The sequence below is a fragment of the Pseudoalteromonas sp. CO325X genome (genome assembly GCF_004208955.1).
Lineage (GTDB): Bacteria > Pseudomonadota > Gammaproteobacteria > Enterobacterales > Alteromonadaceae > Pseudoalteromonas > Pseudoalteromonas ruthenica.
On the sequence record NZ_SGPG01000032.1, the window covers coordinates 187,288 to 206,456 of the forward strand.

General features: G+C 45.7%; 21 protein-coding genes. 7 read left to right on the plus strand and 14 right to left on the minus strand.

What is annotated here, in order from left to right:
- Positions 1 to 12: 12 nt before the first annotated feature.
- The gene (rplU, locus tag EXT46_RS16400) at positions 13 to 324 is read right to left on the minus strand and encodes a 50S ribosomal protein L21 (RefSeq protein ID WP_022946364.1); all 312 of its coding nucleotides are present in this window, start codon (positions 322 to 324) and stop codon (positions 13 to 15) included.
- Positions 325 to 668: 344 nt separating this feature from the next.
- On the opposite strand from rplU, the gene ispB reads away from it, so the two are divergent.
- Positions 669 to 1,640 (plus strand): octaprenyl diphosphate synthase, encoded by a 972-nt coding sequence (ispB, locus tag EXT46_RS16405; protein ID WP_130148567.1) that lies wholly within the window; start codon positions 669 to 671, stop codon positions 1,638 to 1,640.
- A gap of 102 nt (positions 1,641 to 1,742) precedes the next feature.
- Here the strand turns inward: ispB and rpoH are convergent, their stop codons facing one another.
- From rpoH to ftsY, 4 genes are all read right to left on the minus strand, one after another.
- Positions 1,743 to 2,606, minus strand: a complete 864-nt coding sequence (gene rpoH, locus EXT46_RS16410) for an RNA polymerase sigma factor RpoH (protein ID WP_053911402.1) — start codon at positions 2,604 to 2,606, stop codon at positions 1,743 to 1,745.
- A 331-nt stretch (positions 2,607 to 2,937) separates the two neighbouring features.
- Positions 2,938 to 3,924 carry a permease-like cell division protein FtsX gene (ftsX, locus tag EXT46_RS16415; protein ID WP_022946368.1) on the minus strand — a complete coding sequence of 329 codons (987 nt, stop codon included), beginning with the start codon at positions 3,922 to 3,924 and terminating at the stop codon, positions 2,938 to 2,940.
- Complete coding sequence (gene ftsE / locus EXT46_RS16420; protein ID WP_022946369.1) at positions 3,921 to 4,601, minus strand: cell division ATP-binding protein FtsE; 681 nt, start codon at positions 4,599 to 4,601, stop codon at positions 3,921 to 3,923. Before ftsE ends, ftsX begins: the two co-directional genes overlap by 4 nt.
- A gap of 27 nt (positions 4,602 to 4,628) precedes the next feature.
- On the minus strand, positions 4,629 to 6,491 hold the full coding sequence (gene ftsY / locus EXT46_RS16425; protein WP_130148569.1) for a signal recognition particle-docking protein FtsY: 1,863 nt from the start codon (positions 6,489 to 6,491) through the stop codon (positions 4,629 to 4,631).
- Positions 6,492 to 6,629: 138 nt separating this feature from the next.
- On the opposite strand from ftsY, the gene rsmD reads away from it, so the two are divergent.
- Entirely contained in the window at positions 6,630 to 7,232 is a 603-nt protein-coding gene (gene rsmD / locus EXT46_RS16430) for a 16S rRNA (guanine(966)-N(2))-methyltransferase RsmD (RefSeq protein ID WP_130148571.1), read from the plus strand.
- Between the two features lie 14 nt (positions 7,233 to 7,246).
- Here rsmD and EXT46_RS16435 read toward each other — a convergent pair whose 3' ends face one another.
- From EXT46_RS16435 to EXT46_RS16445, 3 genes are read right to left on the minus strand one after another with little or no spacing between them, the layout of a single operon-like run.
- Positions 7,247 to 7,837: a YjaG family protein gene (locus EXT46_RS16435; protein ID WP_053911408.1), complete on the minus strand. Its 591-nt coding sequence runs from the start codon at positions 7,835 to 7,837 to the stop codon at positions 7,247 to 7,249.
- Positions 7,821 to 8,150, minus strand: coding sequence for a DUF2007 domain-containing protein (locus EXT46_RS16440; protein WP_022946475.1), 330 nt, complete (start codon positions 8,148 to 8,150; stop codon positions 7,821 to 7,823). The genes EXT46_RS16435 and EXT46_RS16440 overlap by 17 nt, the downstream gene beginning before the upstream one ends.
- Positions 8,150 to 9,586, minus strand: a complete 1,437-nt coding sequence (locus EXT46_RS16445) for a hypothetical protein (protein ID WP_130148573.1) — start codon at positions 9,584 to 9,586, stop codon at positions 8,150 to 8,152. Before EXT46_RS16445 ends, EXT46_RS16440 begins: the two co-directional genes overlap by 1 nt.
- A 203-nt stretch (positions 9,587 to 9,789) precedes the next feature.
- On the opposite strand from EXT46_RS16445, the gene EXT46_RS16450 reads away from it, so the two are divergent.
- The 4 genes from EXT46_RS16450 to EXT46_RS16465 all read left to right on the plus strand — a co-directional run bounded on the left by EXT46_RS16450 (position 9,790) and on the right by EXT46_RS16465 (position 13,631).
- Positions 9,790 to 10,194, plus strand: coding sequence for a DUF2721 domain-containing protein (locus EXT46_RS16450; RefSeq protein ID WP_130148575.1), 405 nt, complete (start codon positions 9,790 to 9,792; stop codon positions 10,192 to 10,194).
- A 48-nt stretch (positions 10,195 to 10,242) separates the two neighbouring features.
- Entirely contained in the window at positions 10,243 to 11,769 is a 1,527-nt protein-coding gene (locus tag EXT46_RS16455) for a DUF3369 domain-containing protein (protein ID WP_130148577.1), read from the plus strand.
- A 141-nt stretch (positions 11,770 to 11,910) separates the two neighbouring features.
- On the plus strand, positions 11,911 to 12,798 hold the full coding sequence (locus tag EXT46_RS16460; protein ID WP_022946479.1) for a LysR family transcriptional regulator: 888 nt from the start codon (positions 11,911 to 11,913) through the stop codon (positions 12,796 to 12,798).
- Between the two features lie 212 nt (positions 12,799 to 13,010).
- A complete protein-coding gene (locus EXT46_RS16465; RefSeq protein ID WP_053911415.1) occupies positions 13,011 to 13,631 on the plus strand; it encodes a 2OG-Fe(II) oxygenase in 621 nt (206 codons plus the stop codon).
- Here the strand turns inward: EXT46_RS16465 and ubiA are convergent.
- A complete protein-coding gene (gene ubiA, locus EXT46_RS16470; protein ID WP_130148579.1) occupies positions 13,628 to 14,497 on the minus strand; it encodes a 4-hydroxybenzoate octaprenyltransferase in 870 nt (289 codons plus the stop codon). The two genes, EXT46_RS16465 and ubiA, sit on opposite strands and share 4 nt — an antisense overlap.
- Positions 14,494 to 15,036 carry a chorismate lyase gene (locus EXT46_RS16475; protein ID WP_053911419.1) on the minus strand — a complete coding sequence of 181 codons (543 nt, stop codon included), beginning with the start codon at positions 15,034 to 15,036 and terminating at the stop codon, positions 14,494 to 14,496. The genes ubiA and EXT46_RS16475 overlap by 4 nt, the downstream gene beginning before the upstream one ends.
- A gap of 212 nt (positions 15,037 to 15,248) precedes the next feature.
- Here EXT46_RS16475 and EXT46_RS16480 point away from each other — a divergent pair, with 212 nt between their 5' ends.
- Complete coding sequence (locus EXT46_RS16480; protein WP_231658170.1) at positions 15,249 to 15,599, plus strand: flagellar basal body-associated protein FliL; 351 nt, start codon at positions 15,249 to 15,251, stop codon at positions 15,597 to 15,599.
- Positions 15,600 to 15,623: 24 nt separating this feature from the next.
- Here the strand turns inward: EXT46_RS16480 and glpG are convergent, their stop codons facing one another.
- Genes glpG through EXT46_RS16500 form a run of 4 tightly spaced genes read right to left on the minus strand, consistent with a single transcriptional unit; the run spans position 15,624 to position 19,048 of the window.
- Positions 15,624 to 16,445 carry a rhomboid family intramembrane serine protease GlpG gene (glpG, locus tag EXT46_RS16485; protein WP_022946484.1) on the minus strand — a complete coding sequence of 274 codons (822 nt, stop codon included), beginning with the start codon at positions 16,443 to 16,445 and terminating at the stop codon, positions 15,624 to 15,626.
- Complete coding sequence (glpE, locus tag EXT46_RS16490) at positions 16,442 to 16,759, minus strand: thiosulfate sulfurtransferase GlpE (protein WP_053911422.1); 318 nt, start codon at positions 16,757 to 16,759, stop codon at positions 16,442 to 16,444. Before glpE ends, glpG begins: the two co-directional genes overlap by 4 nt.
- Before the next feature lie 56 nt (positions 16,760 to 16,815).
- A complete protein-coding gene (gene tdh, locus EXT46_RS16495) occupies positions 16,816 to 17,841 on the minus strand; it encodes an L-threonine 3-dehydrogenase (protein WP_022946486.1) in 1,026 nt (341 codons plus the stop codon).
- A 10-nt stretch (positions 17,842 to 17,851) separates the two neighbouring features.
- On the minus strand, positions 17,852 to 19,048 hold the full coding sequence (locus EXT46_RS16500; RefSeq protein ID WP_053911424.1) for a glycine C-acetyltransferase: 1,197 nt from the start codon (positions 19,046 to 19,048) through the stop codon (positions 17,852 to 17,854).
- Positions 19,049 to 19,169 lie beyond the last annotated feature (121 nt).

Consider the following 19,169-nt stretch of genomic DNA (forward strand, 5'->3'; position numbering starts at 1 on the left):
TGTACCTCTAAATTAAGCGCTAATGCCAGTGATTTTAACTTCAGTGAACCATTGACGATGGCCCATCTGCTTGCGAGAGTGCTTACGACGTCTAAACTTAACAATCTTCACTTTCTCGCCACGACCGTGAGAAACAACCTCAGCTGTTACTTTACCACCGTTTACGAACGGGGTACCGATCTCGATTTTCTCACCATCAGCAACTAAAAGTACTGTGTCAAATTCAACCGCTGCACCAGTTTCTACGTCTAGTTTCTCTAGACGAATTGTTTGACCTTCAGTCACACGGTGCTGTTTACCACCACTTTGGAAAACCGCGTACATAATTAACTCCGTCTGTGCGCCCTCAAATCGACGCAACTAAATATTCTTCAATAGGGCGCGAAGTCTACGCTAAAACGCCCGGCTTGACAAGCTGTTTTTTCAATAAAAACTTGAAAAAATGGCGTCGATGAGGACATGAAAAAAATTTTCCTTATTCTATCTGTTTTTAGCCGGTTGCCAAGCAGATTAAGCAGTTTTTAATCACTTTTTTTAGCTTTAGCTTATTTTTACTGCTAAAGCTTATAAAAATGATGCTTTACTGTGAAAGTGTCGAGCAATGGCAAAAATTCATGTACAATTCATCGCGCATTTCCTTGAACAACCGACAGTGGGCACGGAGTTAAATGGATATAAAAGCTATCCAGACGCTTATCGCTGACGATATGAACAGCGTCAATCAGTTAATACATGCGCAGATGCAATCTGACGTCGCACTGGTTAACCAGCTTGGTTTATACATAGTAAATAGTGGCGGCAAACGCGTACGCCCCATGTTAGCGCTGCTCGCAGCCCGGGCCTTAGGTTACCAAGGCGATAAACATGTCACCCTAGCGACTATCGTTGAGTTTATCCATACGGCGACCTTATTACATGATGACGTGGTAGACGAATCTGACTTACGTCGCGGCGAACCTACCGCTAATGCCGAATTTGGTAACGCAGCCAGCGTACTTGTAGGGGATTTTATCTACACCCGCTCTTTTCAGCTCATGGTCGGGTTAGGGCAAATGCGGATCATGGATATCTTGGCCGATGCCACCAATGTTATCGCCGAGGGCGAGGTTTTACAGCTAATGAACTGTAACGACCCAGATACCACCGAACAAAGCTATATGCAGGTCATCTATTCGAAGACCGCTAAACTATTCGAAGCAGCCACTCAATTAGCGGCAGTGATCACCGAACAAGATGCACACGTTGAAGAAGCAATGCGCTTGTACGGTATGCACCTCGGTACCGCTTTCCAGCTCGTTGATGATGTGTTGGATTACAGCGCCGACGCCCACACGCTGGGCAAAAACATTGGTGACGACTTAGCTGAGGGTAAGCCGACGTTACCATTAATTTATGCTATGCAGCATGGCGAAGCGGCGCAGACACAACAAATACGCGAAGCAATAGAGCAAGGAAATGGCTTAGATTACCTCGATGATATCTTGGCAACATTAACACAAACCAAAGCGCTTGATTTCACTATGCAGCGCGCTCAACAAGAAGCCGACAAAGCCATTTCGGCATTGGATTTTTTGCCTGAAAGCGCAGAGAAAGAGGCGCTTGTTGCCTTAGCGAATATCGCAGTCAAACGCGACCATTAATAGGTGCAAGTAAAAACACACTATAAGTAGTGCTTTGATAAAAGATTACTTAGATCGAAAAAGGCCAGCTAAGCTGGCCTTTTTTGAGCACGGTATTACTACTTATGCCATCGCATTTTGCAGCTTTTTCATCGCCGTTTTTTCTAGCTGGCGTACACGCTCTGCTGACACTTCATATTTTTGTGCCAACTCTTGTAGTGTCGCTTTCTCATCTGCAAGCCAACGCGATGTAACGATATCCTGCGAACGATCGTCCAGCGTTTTCAGTGCTGAGAATAAGCGTGCATGAGATTGCTCTTGCCATTGCTCCTGCTCTACACTTTCGGCTAAATCCGAAGCGTTGTCAGTTAAATATTGCACTGGCGAATAGCTTTGCCCAACACTGCTATCATCTTCGTCAGCACTTAAATCGAAGCCCATATCTTGGCCGCTCATACGTGATTCCATTTCACGTACTTCTTTTTCACTAACGCCTAGCTCGCTGGCCACTGTGGCCACCTCTTCTTGGTTGAACCAACCTAGACGCTTTTTGTTTTTGCGTAGATTAAAGAACAGTTTACGCTGCGCTTTAGTGGTCGCAACTTTTACGATGCGCCAGTTTTTAAGCACATATTCATGGATTTCAGCTTTGATCCAGTGTACGGCAAAAGACACCAAACGCACTCCCACACTGGGATCGAAACGTTTAACTGCTTTCATAAGGCCAATGTTGCCCTCTTGGATTAGGTCTGATTGTGGCAAACCATAACCACTGTAACTTTTGGCAATATGGGCGACAAAACGCAGATGCGACATAATCAGGTGCTTTGCAGCCTCTAGATCGCCTTCTTGCTGTAATCGAGTCGCTAACCGACGTTCTTCCTCGGCCTCGAGCATTGGGATGGTGCTAACAGCCTGCAAATATCCTTCGATGCTCGCGCTTTGTTGGCCAACCGTTAATGCCATTGCATTTAAATTCGTGCTCATTTTTCACCTCGGGTGATCAATCTGTCCATTTAATTTAGCACTCTTTAACCGAGAGTGCTAATCGCATTGTAACCTTTGACCTTATGCATATCAAGAAGTTCTACAAATCTTCTTAATGCGCTCTAACTTAATGATAAAAAAGGAAAATAAGTTGAGATATTCAATTGTAACTAAGAAAGATGACAAAAGAATAACAACAACTTTTAAATTCAACCTAGCAAAGAAGCCCTGAATTAGAAGTGAACTATAGCACCGCCTCACGCACTTGCCACAAGCAAAGCTGTGAGCATCACTTGATGAAACAACCGTGCTTACAAGCAGTGCCAGCCCATTAAACTTTATCCGGTTCAATTTCCTTAATGTACCGACGCACAGATAAGTACGAACCACTAAATCCTAAGATCACCGCTAGGCCAATAAGAATGAGGAATTCGTTCGCATCGAGCCCTTCTAGAATGAAGTTCGACTGATATATTCCGGTCACTTGCACAACGGCCGACTCTAGCCACCACATCATCAGCAGGTTGCAAATTAGCGCCACAAAACCGCCAATAATGCCATACCAGATGCCTGTCCATAAGAACGGAGCTTGAATAAAGCCGTTGGTAGCACCAACTAACTTCATTACTTGAATTTCACTGCGCTTATCAATAATAGACAAACGAATGGTATTGCCAATAATAAGAATGACAGAAGTGAGTAATAATAGGGCAATAGTGATCACGCTTTCCTTGAGAAGATTCAAAATTGCATTTAGACGCTCCAGCCACTCGATATCCAACTTACCAAAGTCGACCTCTCGCTCTTGTTGTAATTTATCTAGTAGCGCATTAGCAGCATCTGCATTACGGTAGCGTTCACCCGGAGTGACCAGCACCACATCAGGCAAAGGGTTGTCATCCAAATAATCTAACGCATTAGCAAAGCCAGACACCTGTTTAAACTCTTCTAGCGCTTGGCGCTTGCTAATAAAGCGCACTTCTTCAACTTCTTTATAGAGCGCCAAACGTTTTACCAAACTTTGTGTTTGTTGCTCCGACATTTGTTCTTTAACAAATAAGGAAATCTCCGCTGCATTATCAAAGCCACTACTGACTTTCTGTACATTTTTAACGACTAAGTACAAAGTAGAAGGTAAGGTTAAACTTAGTCCCAGTACGAGGATTGTCATCATTGATGCGGTGGGTGTACGCCACATCTCCCCTAAGCTCTGCACCCCTTGACGAATCGTATTAATAATACCGAAGTACATGCGTGCAACGGGCGAGTGGCCTTTGCGCTGATAATCAGTTTCCCGACCTTTAAATAATAGACTCATGAGAGCGCCTCCTGAGCCAGTGGATCACTGAGCAGACGGCCTTCTTTAAGCGTCAGGCTACGATATTTCATCCGCGCTATTAAACCAAGGTCGTGAGTGGCGATAAGCACAGAAGTACCATGGCGGTTAAAGTCTTCAAATAATTGCAGAATTTCCATCGATAACTCAGGGTCTAAGTTACCCGTGGGCTCATCCGCGAGCAACAAAGGTGGGGAGTTAACGATTGCGCGGGCTATGCCCACCCGTTGTTGTTCACCCCCAGAGAGAGTTGTTGGGTTACAGCGGGCTTTATCACTGAGCCCCACTTTATCCAACGCAGCATAGACACGCTTTTCTAATTGTTTGCGATGGGCCCCTTCAATAATCAGCGGTAACGCGACATTATCAAAAACGGAGTAACGTTCAAGAAGTCGATGATTTTGAAAAATAATACCTATATCGCGGCGCACAAATGGAATTTGCTTTGCTTTGATAGCAGCGAGGTCTACGCCATTAATGGCGACTTTACCAGCTGAAGGGCGCTCCATTAAGCTAATAAGCTTAAGCAGTGTACTCTTACCGGCGCCACTGTGCCCGGTGAGAAAAGCCAGCTCTCCTTTTTCGATATGAAAGCTGATTTTCTCTAAGGCTCGATGCCCCCCCGGATAGGTTTTACTGACCTCTTGGAACTTTATCATTGTTATTATTTCCCAATGTTAGGGTAATTATTGTTCGTTGCTAAACAGCGCCTCTATAAAGTCATCACTTTTGAAAGTGCGCAAGTCATCGATGCTTTCACCCACACCAATATAGCGAATAGGTGTTTTAAACTGATCGGCTATAGCGAATATGACTCCCCCTTTCGCCGTACCATCTAGTTTAGTCAAAGTGATACCGGTCAAACCAACGGCCTGATCAAATAGTTTTACTTGGCTTATCGCATTTTGACCTGTTCCCGCATCAATGGTCAACATCACTTCATGGGGCGCTTCAGGGTCTATTTTTTTCATCACTCGCGCTATTTTTTCAAGCTCTTGCATTAGATTGTCTTTATTTTGCAAGCGCCCGGCGGTGTCAGCAATCAGCACATCAACATTGCGCGCTTTTGCAGCTTGGAAAGCATCAAAGACCACAGAAGCGCTATCAGCTCCGGTATGCTGCGCGATAACGGGAATATCATTACGCTCTCCCCACACCTGCAGTTGTTCCACCGCTGCGGCACGGAAGGTATCCCCTGCGGCAAGCATTACCGACTTCCCTTGTTGTTGATACTGTTTAGCAAGCTTACCTATGGTGGTGGTTTTACCGACACCGTTAACACCGACCATAAGTATGACAAACGGTCCATCTTTGCCCTCAAGGTTTAATGGCTGTTCAGCACTTGCCAACATTGTTGCCATCTCTTGCTTCAGTAGCTCATATAACGCCTCGCCATCTTTGAGCTGCTTGCGATCTGCTGCATCAGTAAGGCTATCAATCAACTTCACGGTGGTATCAACACCGACATCGGCTGTTAGTAATTGTGTTTCTAACTCTTCGAATAATTCATCGTCAATTTTTTTGCCGCTAAATATAGACGCAAAACCGGAACCGATGTTGGACTTAGTTTTTAATAGTCCTTTTTTGAGTCGTGAGAAGAATCCTGGCTTTTTCTCAACTACGGCCGTTTTTTCTGCCTGCTCTTGGGCGAGGCGTTCTTGTTCTTCACGCTCTGCTTTCTCTTTCGCTAGGCGCTCCTGCTGTTCACGCTCTGCTTGCTCTTTCGCTAAGCGTTCTTGCTCTTCACGCTCTGCTTTCTCTTTCGCTAAGCGCTCCTGCTCTTCACGCTCGGCTTGTTCTTTCGCTAGGCGCTCCTGCTGTTCACGCTCGGCTTGCTCTTTCGCTAAACGTTCCTGCTCTTCACGTTCTGCCTGTTCTTTCGCGAAACGCTCCTGCTGTTCACGCTCGGCTTGTTCTTTCGCTAAACGTTCCTGCTCTTCACGCTCGGCTTGTTCTTTCGCTAAACGTTCCTGCTCTTCACGTTCGGCCTGCTCTTTCGCTAAACGCTCCTGCTCTTCACGTTCTGCCTGCTCTTTAGCTAAGCGCTCCTGCTGTTCACGTTCTGCTTGTTCTTTCGCTAGGCGCTCCTGCTGTTCACGCTCGGCTCGTTCTTTCGCTAAACGTTCCTGCTCTTCACGTTCTGCTTGTTCTTTCGCTAAATGTTCCTGCTCTTCACGCTCTGCTTGCTCTTTCGCTAAGCGCTCCTGCTCTTCACGTTCTGCCTGCTCTTCACGTTCTGCCTGCTCTTCACGTTCTGCCTGCTCTTTCGCTAAACGCTCCTGCTCTTCACGTTCAGCTTGTTCTTTAGCTAAACGTTCCTGCAGTTCACGTTCTGCCTGCTCTTTAGCTAAGCGCTCCTGCTCTTCACGCTCAGCTTGCTCTTTCGCTAAACGTTCCTGCTCTTCACGTTCTGCCTGTTCTTTAGCTAAACGCTCCTGCTGTTCACGCTCAGCCTGCTCTTTTGCAAGACGTTCCTGTTCTTCTTGTTTTGCTTGCTCTTCTTTTTTACCTAATCCAAACCAGGACAGAAACTTACTTTTTTTAGCCATTGTATGAAACCATATTTCCAGTCATGGCGATGCACTCGCCTTTTAAAGCAGCTGTCGTTAGCCACAAATATTATTTATAATTGCGCGTTATATTACCATTTTCCCAGCCTGTGGAAAAAGCATATAGTGAGTAAATGCATGTCCATCAATAGAAAAGCCGCAAAACCCGCGCATAAACGCACAACAAAAACAGGGCAAATACGCATTATTGGTGGTCAACATAGAGGCAGAAAGTTACCAGTACATGATATTGAAGGCCTAAGACCAACCACAGATCGCGTAAAAGAAACCGTTTTTAATTGGCTCATGATGGATATTCGTGATGCCCAGGTATTAGACTGCTTTGCAGGTGCCGGCAGCCTAGGGTTTGAAGCCCAATCACGATTTGCCAAACAAGTGACTCTGATTGAGTTGGAGCCTAAAGCAGCACAGCAACTACGCGATAACGCAGCACTCCTTGACATGCTAAACGTGAGTGTACAACAAGGGGATGCGTTATCTCTGTTAACTCAACCAAGCAGTGCGGCGTATGATATTGCGTTTATTGACCCACCTTTTAATAAGGGACTCGCGAATAAATGTGCCCAAGCCTTGGAAGAAAATGGTTGGCTAGCTGACGATGCTTTAGTGTATGTGGAAGTGGAGGCGAATAACGCCGACTTCACTGCTCCTGATAACTGGCAGTTGCGAAAGGAAAAACGCGCTGGGCAAGCTTGGGGACGCTTATACCAGCGCATGTGATATGTGGCGTTGGGCTAAATTTCTACACCAATGTTAGTGTGCCCATCCTCTAGCGCAAGATGGCGCAAGGCTTTAACATTGTCTTTATCAATGCGATTCAAGGCCGAGACAAAGTCAATTAACTCACTTAGCACCCCAACCTCGTATTCCATTAATGGGTGTTGGTTTACATCTTTGGCTTGATAAGGTTGCTCGTCCAGCTCAAACTGATACTCAATCAATCGTGCTACTGTACCTTGAGCAATCTTGCATACGTTGACGTACTCTTGCTCATCCTTGCTTTGAATCCCATGCAAAAGCGTTAGCAGCGCGGTTGCAGCATCGATAGCTGGATATACACCGAAGACATCAAAATCAGACACTTCTGGCACATTTGGCTCAACTTTCTCGACTAACTTCTCGATACTAATCTTACTTTTTGGCAAAAGAATTTTTTCCCAACATAAAGCGAGTGCATTTTTGAGTACTGCGGGATCTCCAAATTCAAGGGCATCACTGAATAGCGAGTAGTTAGGAAGCATACGTTCCATTAAGGCTGCCGCTAACGCAGCCTTTTGCACCGTATTCAACTCACGAATACGCTGAAAGTTATTGGGCTTGTTCATGTTTTTCTTTCATGCAGGACCAACACAGATCAAAGCTTGCAGGGTTCCACTGCTGACAATGGTGGCATTGCCACTTCTGCGCGGATGTTTTCGATTGTCGATATTCTAACAAGATTTGTTGGGCGGCGGACAGTTTTATATCGTACACCCACACACCAACGCCAGCCTCTATGAAAGGGATCTCTCCCAAGGCCCCTTGCAGAGCCTCGCCAGTCAAACGACTTTCTATACCAGCATGTTGTAGGCGACCTTTAATGATATTGGCCTCGACGCCGTGCTCAGCGTCGAAGACCTTAACCCACTTGAAATCCACTACGAATCGCTTTGCAGCTGCTTCTGGGCGTAGTCAAATTTCAGTTTGTATTCCATCATTTTCTCTTGTGCTTGCTCTAGCTCATCTTTGAGTTCGATGTGCTCAGAACGTAAGCTATCAAAAGCTTGGCGAGCTTGTCGTGAATCATTATCAATACGTGAACGCAAGCTTTCATTACGCTCTCGCTCATCGCGATGGCGGTTGGTCAGCTCTTGAATTTGCTTCTTCAACTCTTCAATTTCTTGCTCTTCTTGCTCACAACGTACTTTATGTTGCTCAAGCTCTTCAGCAAGCGATTGCTTCTGTTGATCCAGCTCTTCGGTTTGCGATTGCTTCTCAGCTAAGCCCTGCTCTAATTCCTCTAACCGCGCTTGCCACTGTTGCTGCTGCTGTTCAAATTGAGCTTGTTGCTGTTGCGCTTGTTCTTGCAGAGCTTGCTCATGCTGCTCGCTTTGCGCTTGCATTTGCTGCTTCAACTCATCAATGGTGCCCAGCTGTGCCGTAAGTTGCTCGATTTTCTGCTGCGACTGCTCAATTTGCTGAGCCATATCGCCGCTACTCGCATCTTGGCGCTCTAAACGCTCAATGAGTTGCTGATTTTCTTCCTTATGTTGAGCAACCGCAGCTTGTTCCTCGCTGAGCTGTTCACGTAGCTGCTCACCTAGTTGCTGTAAGCGCTCAACAGTAAGCTGGTGATTTTCACCTTGCTGCTCTGTTTCATTAAGCTTTTCAGACAGCTCCGAGAGTTGCTGATTCTGACGGCTAACAAGCTGTTCGTAGTGAGCCAGTTGCTCTGCAACAGCTTCATTTTCTTTTTGCAGATCAGTGAGCTGCTGTTCGAGCTGCTCGTTACCTTGCTGTTGCGAAGACACTTCTTGCAGTTTTTCTTGCCACGCCATATTGCTTTGACGTTGGCTCTCAAGCGCCTGCTTCAACGATTGGTTGTCTTGCTCCAACCGTGTTTTTTCCTCTCGCAACGCTGTTACGGCATCCAGTAACTCTTGGCGCTCACTTTGCGAATTGTAATTATCGCTCTCAAGCTCCGTTAAACGATGCTTCAATGCCGCCAGTTCATGTTGTTTTTGCTTTAGCTGAACATGCTCATCGGCATACTGCGCATTTTCCTGCTGCGCTTCTAGTAACTGACGATTCTGTTTGGCATAGCGCTCTTTAATAGCACTGAGCTCATTACGCAATTCGTCTAGCTCTGCGCTATCTCCACCACGACCCAGCTGCGCTGCAACGAGAGCAATGCTCAGCTGCTGACTTAATTGCGCGGCAAGTTGATTTACTTGTTGATCACTGGATGAAGCCGCCAAGGCTTGATTTAACTGCTCTGGCTCAACATTGAACAAATCAGCACAACGTTGTGCGAAGTCACTTGCTAATTTATCCGTTACTTCATTGTGATGGTATTCACCACTGTTGATAGCCATCTCTCCCCCTTTGCATCAACGTGCGGCACCGTATCACCGACACGAGCCCTCTACGCATACGCATATTCTTGATTAATCTTGTCTTTTGCCTTAGCTTTTGAATTGGCGAGCGGCAAATTGTTAACATTAAGCCCGTTATTTGTAAAAATGTCTAGCCCATAGTTAACATTCCCTAATTATACACATAAAAATTGGAAAAAATGATGACATTAACCACCCCTGCACTGCTTTTTCCAGCGATTTCTCTTCTCCTGTTAGCCTACACCAATCGTTTTCTCGTACTGGCACAACTGATCCGCGAACTTAATGCCCGCGAAGGCGAGCAAATCCGGCCCTTCGTGATTGAGCAAATATTAAACTTAAAGAAGCGAATTCGACTTATCCGCAGTATGCAATTTTGGGGGGTAGCGTCGTTTTTACTGTGTACCCTAGCGATGTTTGCGTTATTTGTTGAATTTACCCCTCTAGGCACGGCCTTATTTGGCATAAGCTTAGTGGCGCTTATGATCTCTTTGCTCACCTCTTTATACGAAATACATATTTCCTGTGATGCGATTGCCATTGAATTAGAAAGCATAGGAAAACATTCTCACTCACCAGAGAAATAAATCTCACCTATACTCAGGTTACATTGACCTGAGATGGTGGAACCCAGTGTGAGTGAGTATCTTTTTAGTGAAGTCGATGATGCAGAAACACAAACAACAGAAACTAGTTTACCGCCTTGGCGTGTACTTGTTGTTGATGACGACCAAGATATTCACCATGTCACCCGGTTAGTGCTCTCTAACTTTGAGTTCGAGCATCGCTATGTAGAATTAACACACGTCTATTCAGCACAAGAAGCTATCGAATTACTGGAACAAGATAGCACTTTCGCTGTCGCGCTAGTCGATGTGGTTATGGAAACCAATCACGCCGGATTGATGCTCATAAAGCATATTCGCGAGCAAATTGATAACCATGATATCCGCCTTATTTTACGCACTGGGCAACCAGGAGAAGCTCCCGAAGAGTCGATTATCCGCGACTACGACATTAACGACTACAAAAATAAAACTGAGCTTACCGCTATAAAACTCAAAACGTTGGTTTATTCGGCGCTGCGCGGATATCGCGATATTCAATTGATTAACCGGCAGAAACAAGGGTTAGAACGCATTATCAACGCCTCTACGGTGTTTCTCAAGTGTGACAGCATCCACCAATTTGCGTCCGTGGTGCTCAATAACATTTCCCATATACTGGGCCTAGAAGATGCCGAGCTATACTGTGCTGCGGTGACCTACAGCAGCAACCAAGAAGATACTGAGTTTAAATTGCTCGCGGCTTCAGGACACCCTCCCGAGTCAGACATTAGTAAACTACCACACAATGTGCGCCAAGATTTTCACAGTGCTCACCAGCGCAAACGTTCAATAAAAAATGATAGTAACTATGTCGGTTACTTCCCAGGTCAAAATGGCATGGAGACCATGCTATATGTAGATCGCGGCGCCCACTTGAATACTCATGAACATCAATTACTAGAGTTTTTCGCCAATAACGTAGCGCTGGCTTACAACAACTTAAAATTACGGGAAACGGTAAGAGAGTCGCAAAAAGAGCTTTCGTATATTCTCGGTGAAGCCGTGGAAAAACGCTCGAAAGAGACCGGCTCTCATGTAAAAAGGGTGGCTAATTACAGTTATCTATTGGCAACACTTTATGGCTTAAGTGATTATCAAGCTGAAGTACTTAAACTGGCATCACCGTTACATGATATTGGCAAAATCAGCATCCCGGATCATATTTTAAATAAGCCCGGAAAGCTCAATGATCAAGAATGGGAAATAATGCAACAACATGCACAAGTAGGTTACGAAATACTCCACAGATCCAGCAACGAAATTTTACAATGTGGTGCAATAATCGCTGGCCAACACCATGAAAAATGGGATGGCTCTGGATACCCTAAAGGCCTTGCCAAAGAGGCCATTCACATTGTTGGCAGAATTACGGCTCTGGCAGACGTATTTGACGCACTAGGGAGCGAACGCTGTTATAAAAAGGCTTGGCCTATGGAGGATATAATAGACTTTATAGAACAACAAAAAGGGCATCATTTCGACCCGACTTTAGTCGAATTAATGATCAAAAATATTGATGAATTCATTGCTATAAAAAACCGCTACCCCGACTAATGACTTTTATTAATTAACCCCACGATGAACTTGAAAAATTTGTTACAAAAGACATCTTTTTATTTCAGGTACAATGTACTAGTATTGAGGAGGATTAACCCCAATCCATACACCTAATAACTTACTTAAAAGGAATTAAAAGTGAGATTCGAACAACTTAAACAATTCCTCGCCCTTGGCTCTTTGCGCCATTTTCGCCAAGCGGCAGAAAAAACCAACATTAGTACCTCCGCATTAACACGAAGCATTCAAACTTTGGAAGAGGAAGTTGGTCATCAACTAGTATCACGCTCTACACGCTCAGTCATATTAACGAAGGAAGGCGAAGTTTTTTTACGTTTTTGCCAAAATACCCTAGATGAATATGCACGCACCAAACAATTACTCGACAAACTCAGTGGCAAAAGTGAAAACCGTGTTGTAATTGGCTATACCAGCTCTGCGAGCTCCATTGTGCCCATGTCTTGCGGTCAGTTTATGGCACAGCATCCTGAAGTGAAAATCGAGATGCAGCTACAAGATCAGCAAGAGTTACATTCTCGTCTGAAACGAGGCGAAATTGATATTTTTGTCAGTGAAGAAAACGCCTGCCTCGGTGGCAGCGATATCCATCTACCGGATCAGCTCGTACTCTTTGCAAGTCGCAACCACCCTTTAGCACACAAAGCCAGCGTCACCTTACATGACCTTGATGCCTATCCGCTGTTTGGTTGTTTTTCGCAAAGCCAACATGTGCAAAGCATGATAAAAGAGGCTGCAGACGTACTGCGCAAAGGCAATGGCCTGCGTTTAGGTAGCTTAGAAGAAGTGATAAACGCGGTGACCAACGGGCAAAGCATTGCCATTGGCGGTATTGAACATACAAATGCTATCAACAACCACGATGACCTTATATGTCTACAAGCCAGTGATGAAGCGCACTCACGTTTAATCGTCAAAACCCAAGAGCAATTGGAGCAGCAACAGCACATTATTCAACTATTAGATGTGATTGAACAAGTTGCCAGCGCTCGGCACTTGAGTGCTTAACTCTTCACAGCTTCTAAGTAAACACCTACCTACTCGCTCAAACTTGGGCGAGTATTACTGCCACTCCTTAAGTGCCAAACCATTAAAAAATAGCAGCCAAGACCAGGCGGTCGAGGCTTATCTATCAATGTGCCCACATTTACACCAATAAACAGTAGAGCTTTGTCATTTCAAAGGTATACTAAGCCACCTTTTAACTTGAATTTCCTCATGTGAATCAAGAACCATTATTTGCACAGATCATCGATGATGTGCATCAGCACGGTTATGCAGTGATTGAACAGGCATTACCGAGCTCTTTAACCAGCCAGCTCCTGAATACAGCGCAACAACAATACGATGCTTTTTCACCAGCTGGAATTGGCCGCCGCCAAGAGTTTCAACATAACGAGCAAATAAGAAAAGACAAAACTTTGTGGTTTAGCGGACACTCGCAAGCAGAGCAAGACTACCTAGCTTTAATGGAAGCATTGCGCCTGCACATTAACCGACACTTTTTCCTTGGCCTGTTCGATTATGAATGCCACTTTGCCCATTATCAGCCTGGGGACTTCTATAAAAAGCATTATGATGCTTTTAAGGGGCGCTCGAACCGTGTATTTACTACGGTTTGCTACCTAAACACCCCTGATGAGGGAGGCGAGTTAGTGATCTATCAACCGCGCTCCAAATTAGTGGCCCGGCGCGTAGCCCCTCGCTGTGGCACACTGGTTGTGTTTGAAAGTGAGCTATTTATGCATGAGGTATTGCCAGCAAAGCAGTCACGCTTCTCTATCGCTGGCTGGTTTCGCAAGAATAATTCTGTCGCCGGCTTTGTTGACCCGCCGAATTAAAGCAAGCTAACGGCAATACCAATAAAAATGGCTAGGCCGACATAGTGGTTATTCAAAAATGCATTGAAACACGCGGCTCGCTCTCGGTGGCGACACAAGTAAAGCTGTCGCACCAACAGCATAGTAGCAATGCTGAGACCAAGCCAAAATGGCCAAAAGAGTTGCATATCCAAGCCGATATAGGCCAACAGTGCAATAAAGGTGGCATCCAATAAAGCCACCGCCAGAAGGTCGTAACGACCAAATAAGATAGCGGTGGATTTTATACCTATTTTAACATCATCATCCCTATCCACCATCGCATATAAGGTGTCATACGCCACAGTCCACACTACATTGGCAAAAAACAGTAACCATGCATATATCGGCAGCGCTTCGATAGTGGCCATGTAAGCCATTGGAATTGCCCAGCTAAACGCAGCTCCTAACACCACTTGGGGTAAATGGGTATAGCGTTTCATAAAGGGATAACACGCAGCCAAGGCAAGCGCCCCAAATGACAGTAATATCGTCTGCCAGTTAAGTAATAACACGAGCGCAAAAGCCATAACCACCAGCAAAGCAAATAAGCTCAGCGCCTCACCGGCACTCACGGTTCCTGCAGCCAGAGGGCGCTGTTGAGTGCGCTGCACCGCACCATCAACATTACGATCGGCAAAGTCATTGATCACGCACCCTGCGCTACGCATAACCAACACCCCCAAGGCAAAAATAACCGCGAGACTCACCGGCGGCCAATCTGCACCAGCAAGCCACAAAGCCCAAAAAGTGGGCCACAGCAGTAGCAAGGTGCCGATAGGCTTATCAATACGCATCAATTGCTTATAGTAAGGCCAATGCATCGCCTTAAGTGGTGCTAGTTTCATAGGTAAGGATAGGCTCCGGGTAAAAAGATCTCGCACACCATTATTTGTTGGTTCGTTAAATTGAAGCAACTACGGCGTCCCCATAGCGGCTCACTAGGCAGCTTTAACGAGTGTGTAAGCTCAGCCAGACTCTGACTGTCAGCGAAATCAGCCACCTCCATACCTACTCGTTGGATTTGCGGGTCTTGGAAAATCACTTCGCCCAATGGGTTATTGCCCAAATGGGCTAAATCAACCCCTTGCTGCGACTGCTGTTCAGGAAGCCAGGTTTGCGCATAGACCATAGGTTCATTATCGCAAAACAGCAACACTTCACGCACACGCACATTCGTACTGGGGGGCTTAAAAACAGCGTGATCGCAAAAGCGACTGGCTACCACTTTTTCACTTAGAACTTCCACCGCAAATTGTTGGCATTGTGATTTTAAACGCTTCGTTAGCGAGCCAGGCTCCAGTAGCCAATCGGCTAGTGTGTCAGTCACCTTAGCGTGCTCGATGCTTATCCACTGCGCGCGAAGAGGTATAGGGTGTGCAGGCAAAACATACTACCTTGATTCGACTATTGCTTCGATCATACCACTGCTACACTAATGGCAAAAGCTCTCACAGAGCACAGTAACCCCTTTACTAATAAATCTGGACGATAAATCGCTAAGCGCGCTAAAATATGGATAACTTGATGAAAACTAGCACACTAATTATTATGCCTCGAGCGCTCAAACTATTACTTGTCAGTGCCTTTACCCTGCTCATGTTCAGCCCCGCAAAGGCGGCGGGAGATGTTGGTTATTATGGCTTTGAGCCTGATATCGTCGCGAACTACATTAGCCAATCAAGTAAGAAGCTCGGCTATGTGCGAGTGACTGTCGATCTGATGTTAGAAGATGTTGGCAATATTTCAGTGGTTGAACATCACATGCCACTGCTGCGTGACGCCATTGTTGAAATCTTATCGCAAGAGCCAGAGGATAAAATCAAAAGTTTAACGGGCCGCGAAGAGATAAGACAGAAATGCATCGAACGGCTTAAAACCTTACTGAAGCAGGAAACCGGTAAAGATATTATTCGCGATGTACTGTTTACCAAATACCTTTATCACTAACATCACGAGTAATAAAAAAGCGGCTTAAGCCGCTTTTTTATTACTTCCAAAGGCCATCACCAGCGCTAACACGATACCGCTGACTAAACCGCCTAAATGCGCCCAGTTGGCCATAGGCATAAAGAAAGTATCGGTAAAACCAAAAACTAGCCACAGTAGCAGAAAACCAATCATCGCCTTGGTCATCATCGGTTTAGTTTTCGCTAGCAAAGGATAAATCCAACAAAACCCTACCTGCGCATACACAACACCTGAGAGACCACCGAAATTAGGGCCGACCATAGTATATTGCGCCCACGCGCTGGCCAAAGAGCCAAGTAAAAACACACTCAATAAAGTGAGTTTCGATGTCTGGCGTTCGATAGCCGGCCCTAAGGTCAACCACCACAGCACATTAAATATCAAATGAATTGCAGAGAAATGAACGACAGCTGGCGTTATCCAAGAGAGCGGCTGCGATGCTTTAAACTGTAACAATGGGAATATATGGCTAAACTGGCCCAATAAAAACAGCGCATAGATAATCACACTGATAATACTGACGCTTTTAACCAATAAACTTAGCCCGTTAAAGCGTTGCCACAAATTAAGCTTATTGCCACTGTAAACCAAGCCTGAATCGGTACGCCCGCTTTGCCATGCGGCATCACTGTATCGCGGATGATTCGGCTCTGTTTTAAACTCATTCCATAACGGCTGAACAGCATGAAAATGCTCCGGATCAACAGCAATAATCACATGCCCCTGCTGTGCAGGTTTGAGCTCGCCATGCAGCCCTTGAGTACTCAAGTAATCAATAAACCCTTGAGCAGCACGCACGTTATTGGTGCTCCCTAGTTCAATCATTTTTCAACCGATTGTGGAAATTGTTTCGCCCAGGCGTCAAAGCCGCCATCCATACTGTATACGTCATCAAACCCTTGCTCAGCTAAGTAACCAGCAGCACCTTGCGAGCTAATACCGTGGTAACACACAACAATAATAGGTTGCTCATACTCCTTATGCAGCATGAACTCACCGATATTACTATTACTTAAATGCTCGGAACCAGGAATATGGCCGCTTGCGAAACTGTTCGGGTCACGTATATCAGCAATAACGACATTATCGTCGTTTAGTAATTCATGTGTCTGCGACACCGAGATATGTTTAAAAGCCATGGGACTCCAAATTTACTAAACACTGAAAAGGCGGCTTAGCCGCCTTCATAGGCTACTTACTGCCAATCGAGAATAACTTTACCTGACTGCCCCGACAACATCGTGTCGAAACCTTGCTGAAAGTCATCGATATTGAATTGATGGGTGATCACAGGGGAAATATCAAGACCTGACTGAATCAAGCTGGCCATTTTGTACCAGGTTTCAAACATCTCACGGCCATAAATTCCCTTGATTACCAAGCCTTTGAAAATAACTTGGTTCCAGTCTACAGCCATATCTGAAGGTGGAATACCCAGCATGGCTATCTTGCCGCCATGGTTCATGTTATCAAGCATAGAGTTGAATGCCACCGGCACCCCTGACATCTCTAAGCCAACATCAAAGCCCTCTGTCATCCCCAGCTCTGTCATCACGTCTTCGAGCTTTTCTTCACTGACGTTAACAGCCCGTGTAGCGCCCATCTTACGGGCCAAATCAAGGCGGTACTCGTTGATGTCGGTGATCACCACATTGCGTGCGCCAACGTGCTTAGCTACAGCTGCAGCCATAATACCAATCGGGCCTGCGCCGGTGATCAATACATCTTCACCGACCAAATCGAACGACAAAGCAGTGTGTACAGCGTTGCCAAACGGGTCAAAAATAGAGGCCAGCTCATCGGAGATATTATCGGGGATCTTAAAGGCATTGAACGCTGGAATAACCAAGTATTCCGCAAAGCTACCTTCACGGTTAACGCCCACACCTGTGGTATTACGACACAAATGTACACGCCCGGCGCGACAATTACGGCAATGACCACAGGTAATATGACCTTCACCAGAAACCCGGTCACCCACTTCAAAGCCACGCACTTCCTGGCCCATATCGACAACCTCACCGACATACTCATGACCTACCACCATAGGCACTGGAATGGTATTTTGCGCCCACTCATCCCAGTTGTAGATATGCACATCGGTGCCGCAAATAGCGGTTTTACGAATTTTAATCAATAAATCGTTATGGCCCACTTCCGGTTTTGGCGCATCAGTCATCCAAATCCCAGTTTCAGCCTTTAATTTTGATAATGCTTTCATCACTGCGCTCCTAAATTACGCCCAACTCTTTGCCGATACGAATAAAGGCATCAATGGCTTTGTCGAGTTGCGCTTTGCTGTGTGCAGCAGAGATTTGGGTACGAATACGCGCCTGCCCTTTTGGCACCACTGGGAATGAGAACCCGGTGACATAAATGCCTTCAGCCAGTAGTTTATCGGCCATTTGCCCAGCGAGCTTGGCATCTCCTAACATCACAGGAATAATGGCATGATCTTTACCAGCACAAGTGAAACCCGCCGCTTCCATTTGCTCACGGAAGTAAGCCGCATTGGACCATAAAGTATCGCGCAACTCTTTGCCATCAGCCAGCATATCCAGCACTTTTATTGACGCAGTCACAATGGATGGCGCCAGCGAGTTCGAGAATAAATAAGGACGTGAGCGTTGGCGTAGCCACTCGACGATTTCTTTCTTACCTGAGGTATAACCGCCTGATGCGCCGCCTAAGGCTTTACCTAAGGTGCCAGTGATAATATCGACACGGTCTAACACGCCACAGTACTCAGGCGTACCACGGCCATTTTCACCAACAAAGCCTACAGCATGAGAGTCATCGACCATAACGAGGGCATCGTACTTATCAGCCAAATCACACAGCGCTTCAAGGTTACAAATTACGCCATCCATCGAGAACACGCCGTCAGTGGCAATCAGCTTGGTTTTAGCACCTGCTTCATCAGCAGCAATCAGTTGCTGCTCAAGGTCGGCCATATCATTGTTGGCATAGCGGAAACGCTTTGCTTTACATAGACGCACACCGTCGATAATTGAGGCATGGTTTAGGGCATCGGAAACAATGGCGTCTTCAGGGCCAAGAATGGTCTCAAAAAGACCCGCATTAGCGTCAAAACAAGAAGAGTAAAGAATGGTGTCTTCGGTTTGTAGAAAGTCACTGATTTTGCTTTCAAGGGTTTTGTGAATGTCTTGCGTACCACAGATAAAACGCACGGAAGCAACACCGAAACCATGGTCGTTCAAGCCTTGTTGCGCTGCTTTAATAAGCTCTGGATGATTCGCTAAACCAAGGTAGTTATTGGCACAAAAGTTAATCACTTTATCGCCGCTGGCAACGTCAATTTCAGCCTGTTGCTGCGAGGTAATAATGCGCTCGCTTTTGTATAGACCATCGGCTTTGACTTGCTCGATTTGCGCTTGCAGTTGAGTATAAAACGCAGAGGCTCTCATAGATTTCTCCAATACTTGAACGGGGGACCCATGCTACGTCAAAGACGTGGGTAGGTTCGCTTGTTAAACAAAGTTAGGGGTATTGTAAAAGGTTACACGTACAATTGCATTGTTTGTACAC